The 5,307-nt window shown below is 47.0% G+C and carries 4 protein-coding genes; 3 read left to right on the forward strand and 1 reads right to left on the reverse strand.

Annotated elements, in window-relative coordinates:
* A partial coding sequence (uvrA, locus tag ACWVCM_RS03960; RefSeq protein WP_455200414.1) for an excinuclease ABC subunit UvrA occupies window positions 1-2,382 on the reverse strand: 2,382 nt, incomplete at its 3' end.
* A gap of 73 nt (window positions 2,383-2,455) precedes the next feature.
* Between uvrA and ACWVCM_RS03965 the strand changes: the two genes are divergently transcribed.
* From ACWVCM_RS03965 to ACWVCM_RS03975, 3 genes are all read left to right on the forward strand, one after another.
* The gene (locus ACWVCM_RS03965; protein ID WP_455200415.1) at window positions 2,456-3,853 is read left to right on the forward strand and encodes an MFS transporter; all 1,398 of its coding nucleotides are present in this window, start codon (window positions 2,456-2,458) and stop codon (window positions 3,851-3,853) included.
* Between the two features lie 71 nt (window positions 3,854-3,924).
* Complete coding sequence (gene ssb, locus ACWVCM_RS03970; RefSeq protein WP_455200416.1) at window positions 3,925-4,371, forward strand: single-stranded DNA-binding protein; 447 nt, start codon at window positions 3,925-3,927, stop codon at window positions 4,369-4,371.
* Between the two features lie 133 nt (window positions 4,372-4,504).
* Window positions 4,505-5,307: mechanosensitive ion channel family protein (locus tag ACWVCM_RS03975; protein ID WP_455200417.1), on the forward strand; the 803-nt coding region annotated here is incomplete at its 3' end.

Genomic DNA, 5,307 nt, shown 5'->3' on the forward strand with positions numbered 1-5,307 from the left:
ATCTTCCACAGTCATCTCCAGAACCTGGTAGATATTTTGTCCCTTGTATTTCACTTCCAGGGTTTCGCGGTTATATCGTTTGCTTTTACAGATATCACACGGCACATAAATATCGGGCAAGAAATGCATTTCAACTTTAATGACGCCATCACCGCGGCAAGCTTCGCAACGGCCACCCTTGACGTTAAAACTGAATCGCCCGGGATTGTAACCCCGCGAACGGGCTTCCTCGGTACCGGCAAAGAGTTCTCGAATGGGTGTAAATAAACCCGTGTAAGTGGCCGGATTCGATCGTGGTGTACGTCCTATCGGGCTTTGGTCAATATCAACCACTTTATCAAAAGCATCAAGACCAGTAATTTTTTTATGCGGTGCAGGTTCGTTTGGATTTCCGTTGATGTACTTGGCGGCATAGCGAAACAATGTATCGTTAATTAATGTTGATTTTCCTGAACCTGATACGCCGGTGATAGCCGTCATTAAGCCGATAGGAATTTCGGCGGTGACATTTTTCAGGTTATTCCCCGTGGCACCTTCAATAACAAATGTATTGTCAGCATCAAATGGCGTGCGCTGTTCTGGAATCGCAATGGATTTCTTGCCGGAAAGATATTGTCCGGTCAGGGATGCTGGATTTTTCATGACCTGTTCGGGTGTGCCCTGGGCAATGATTTGCCCGCCATGCACCCCGGCGCCTGGTCCAATGTCTACGACGTGGTCTGCCGCATGAATAGCATCTTCATCATGCTCAACGACGATCACAGTATTGCCCATGTCACGTAAATAGTTGAGGGTATTCAACAGGCGCTGGTTATCCCGTTGATGAAGACCAATGGAAGGTTCATCGAGGATGTACATGACACCGACCAGTCCGGCACCTATTTGACTGGCTAAACGAATACGTTGTGCTTCACCACCGGAGAGTGTGTCTGCGCTTCGGTCAAGGGTGAGATAATTTAATCCTACATTAATCAGGAACGACAATCGCTGTCCGATTTCCTTCAGGATTTTTTCTGCAATTTCTCCGCGTCGCCCGGGTAGCCTGAGTTGCTCGAAGAACGCGTGCGCTTTCTCCACAGAGAGTGCGGTAATTTCCGGCAATGAATGGTCATCGATAAATACATTGCGTGAGGCTTTTGACAGGCGAGTACCGTCACATTCGGGACAAGGTTGCTGGCTTAAGTACTTCGCCAGTTCTTCGCGTACCACATTGGAATCTGTTTCCCGGTAGCGGCGTTCCATGTTCGGGATAATGCCTTCAAAGGTCTGTTTGCGTTTGGTGACACCACCGCGATCGCTGTGGTAACGAAATTCAATTTTTTCATCCTTGCTGCCATACAGGACAATTTCTCGAACTTTTTTCGAGAGTTTGTTAAATGGTTTTTCAATATCAAATTTATAGTGTTTAGCTAATGACTGAATCAGCTGGAAATAATAGGCGGTACGTCGATCCCAGCCACGAACTGCACCCGCGGCTAAACTTAATTCAGGATGTAATACAACGCGTTCCGGATCGAAAAACTGTTTGCTGCCCAGACCATCACAGGAAGAGCAGGCACCGGCCGGATTATTAAAAGAAAACATGCGCGGTTCCAGTTCTGGAATTGAATAACCGCATTCAGCGCAGGCAAACTGTGAGGAAAAAACAATCTCATCCTTGTTTTTCGCATCCATGTAGGCAATAGACGCGACGCCACCGGTTAAAATCAGCGCCGTTTCAAAGGAGTCAGCAATGCGTTGTTGTAAATCGGGTCGTACCTTGAAGCGATCAACCACGACTTCAATAGTGTGTTTCTTATAAAGATCCAGTTCGGGGACAACGTCCAGTTCGTAAATTTCACCATCGATGCGTGCACGAATATAACCTTGTGACCGAAGGTCGTTAAGCAGGTTAATATGTTCACCTTTTCGATTACGCACCACCGGTGCCAGCAGCATGAGCTTGCTGCCTTCTGGCATTGCCAACACCTGGTCTACCATCTGGCTAATCGTCTGGGCCTCCAGGTTAATACCGTGGTCAGGACATTTGGGTAAACCAGCCCGTGCATAGAGTAGCCGCAGGTAATCGTAGATTTCCGTAATGGTGCCTACTGTAGATCGAGGATTGTGCGAGGTTGATTTTTGTTCAATCGAGATTGCCGGCGACAGCCCCTCAATGTGGTCTACATCGGGTTTTTCCATCATGGAAAGAAATTGCCGTGCATAGGCCGATAAAGACTCTACGTAGCGTCTTTGGCCCTCTGCATAGATCGTGTCAAACGCCAGGGAGGATTTTCCCGAACCTGAAAGCCCCGTAAAAACAATCAGTTTATCCCGAGGCAAAGTTAATTCGATATTCTTGAGATTATGTGTTCTTGCACCGCGTATGTGAATCTTGTCCATCTTAATTCCCGCTAATAGCCGAACCTGCTAATATACGTTGTTTTGACTCTTCGACGCAAAGGGGCAGTACCAGGTGACGCAAATTAACCCGCCACATAAAAGTAAAAACAAAGACGGGATGACAACAACGGAACGTAAATCCGTATTTTCGTTGGCAAGTATTTATGCCCTACGCATGATGGGGCTATTTATGATTCTGCCGGTGTTTGCCTTGTATGCGGAGAATTTACAGGGAACAACACCCGCATTAGTCGGGCTTGCTATTGGCATCTATGGTTTAACCCAGGCCGCATTACAAATTCCATTTGGTATGCTGTCGGACCGTCTAGGGCGCAAGAAAATTATCACTTTCGGATTGTTAATCTTTGCAGTCGGTAGCGTAGTGGCTGCTACTTCGGATTCTATTTCGGGTGTCATCATCGGTCGTGCATTACAGGGAGCGGGAGCCATTGCAGCAGCCATTATGGCATTAACTGCTGATCTCACACGTGAAGAACATCGTCTGTCAGCAATGGCAGTGATCGGTATCAGTATTGGTGTTTCTTTTATGGTGTCTCTCATTGTCGGACCGATATTCAATCACTGGATAGGTGTTGATGGAATCTTCTGGCTAACCGCGATCTTAGCGTTATGTGCGGTGGGTATTTTAAATTTTGTAGTACCAAATCCCGTGCAGAGTACTTTTCACCGTGACACCATGACCGCACCTCAGCAATTGAGGCAAGTAGTAAAAGATCCCCAGCTGGTACGGCTGGATATTGGTGTGTTGATATTGCATATGATGTTAACTGCGACATTTGTTGTGCTGCCACTATCGTTACGCGATGTAGCAGGACTCAGTACGGAAAACCACTGGTTGGTGTATGCACCAGTGATGTTGTTGTCCATGATCATGATGGTGCCATTTGTCATTATTGCGGAAAAGAAACGTCGCATGAAAGAGGTGTTTGGAGCGGCAATAATGACGCTGGCGGTTGCAGAAGTTGTCCTGATATTCATGCACCAATCCATCGCGGGCATTGTTTTTTCCTTATTTATGTTTTTTGTAGCCTTTAATGTACTGGAAGCGACGTTACCGTCACTGGTGGCAAAAATGGTGGAACCGGATCGCAAAGGAACGGCGATGGGAGTGTTTTCCAGTTCGCAATTCAGCGGTGCGTTTTTTGGCGGTGCCCTCGGAGGCTGGTTGCACGGCGCATTTGGTATGGAGGCGGTGTTTGGTTTGTGTGCCGCTATGGCGGTTGTCTGGTTTCTTTTAGCGTCCACGATGCAGAGCCCACGCTACCTCAGCAGTCATATGATCAAGGTCGGGGACGTTGACGAGAAACGGGCCAGGCGCCTGGCCCAGGAATTAACCGGCATCACGGGTGTAGCGGAAGCGGTGGTCGTTGTGGACGACGGCATTGCTTACCTGAAAGTGGATTTGAATGCGCTGGACAGGGAGAGATTGAGCGAGTATTCGGTTGCATAAGCCGCCAATGAAGTTGATAATTTGTTCAGACTTGAGCCTGATTCATAAAATTTAGACGGGGAGATTAAACTATGGCACGCGGTATTAACAAAGTGATTCTAATCGGCAACTTGGGAGCAGATCCTGAAGTAAAATATATGCCAAGTGGTGATCCCGTAACCACTATCCGATTGGCGACCAGCGAAAGCTGGAAAGATAAAAGCACCGGTGAAAATGTTGAAAAGACGGAATGGCATCGCGTGGTGTTTTTTAAGCGCCTGGCGGAGATTGCCGGGGAATACCTGAAAAAAGGATCCAAAGTTTATGTCGAAGGCCGCCTGCAAACTCGAAAATGGCAAGGGCAGGATGGTCAGGACCGCTATACTACGGAAATCGTTGCCAATGAAATGCAAATGCTCGATAGCCGTGGTGGTACCGCACCGATGAATAGCGGTGCTTCCGCTGCTGCCAAACAACCGGCAATGGCAACAGAATCAGCGGGTGGCGCTCCCGATTTCGATGACGATATTCGCTTCTGATTTTACCAGCAAATTGAATGACAGCTGATCTGTAGCAAATAACGCGCTCAGGGAGCGCGTTATTTTATCTGGATTTGAAAGCCGAAGAAGTTACTCATCTGGATAATAAGTACAGAATAAACGGAGAGAAGCTATGGAATCACTATTCGAATTCGATCCCAACGTAGATTACATGAACCTGTATGTTATTCCATGGGCGATCAATATTATTTCAGCGCTGGTCGTATTTATTATTGGACGCTGGATCGCCAAGCTGCTGGTAAAAGCGATGTCCAAAGTAATGCAGCGCGCCAGGGTAGATGAAACCCTGATTAGTTTTTTGGGTAATGTGCTGTATGTGGCGCTATTGATAGTGGTAATCATTGCGGCGCTGGACAGGCTGGGGGTTAACACAACATCTGTGCTAGCGGTATTTGCTACAGCGGGTCTTGCTGTGGGATTGGCATTAAAGGATTCTCTTTCAAATTTTGCCGCCGGCGTTATGCTTATTGTTTTTAAACCGTTTAAGGTGGGCGACTTTGTAGAGGCCGGAGGAACGGCTGGCACAGTAGAGGAAATTCGTATTTTTAACACGGTAATGCGCACCCCCGATAATCGTGAAATTACCGTGCCAAATGGTCAAATTTATAGTGGTACGATTGTTAACGTTACCGCGCGTGATACGCGGAGAATCGATCTGTTATTTGGTATTGGTTATGAGGATGATTTCAAGAAAGCAAGAGAACTGGTATGGGAAGTCATTAATAATGACGAAAGAATCCTGAAAGATCCGGTACCTGTAGTAATGTTTATGGAATTAGCTGATAGCAGTGTTAATTTTGCAGTTCGTCCCTGGGTTAAAACATCCGATTACTGGACAGTGCGTGCTGATATGCTGGAAAACGTTAAGCTGGCGTTTGACAATAATAATATTTCCATACCCTTTCCGCAGCGTGA

Source organism: Kaarinaea lacus (genome assembly GCF_975902315.1).

Coding starts and splice junctions, on each gene's coding strand:
- ssb (WP_455200416.1), top strand. CDS start 3,925: ATGGCACGCGGTATTAACAAAGTGATTCTAATCGGCAACTTGGGAGCA.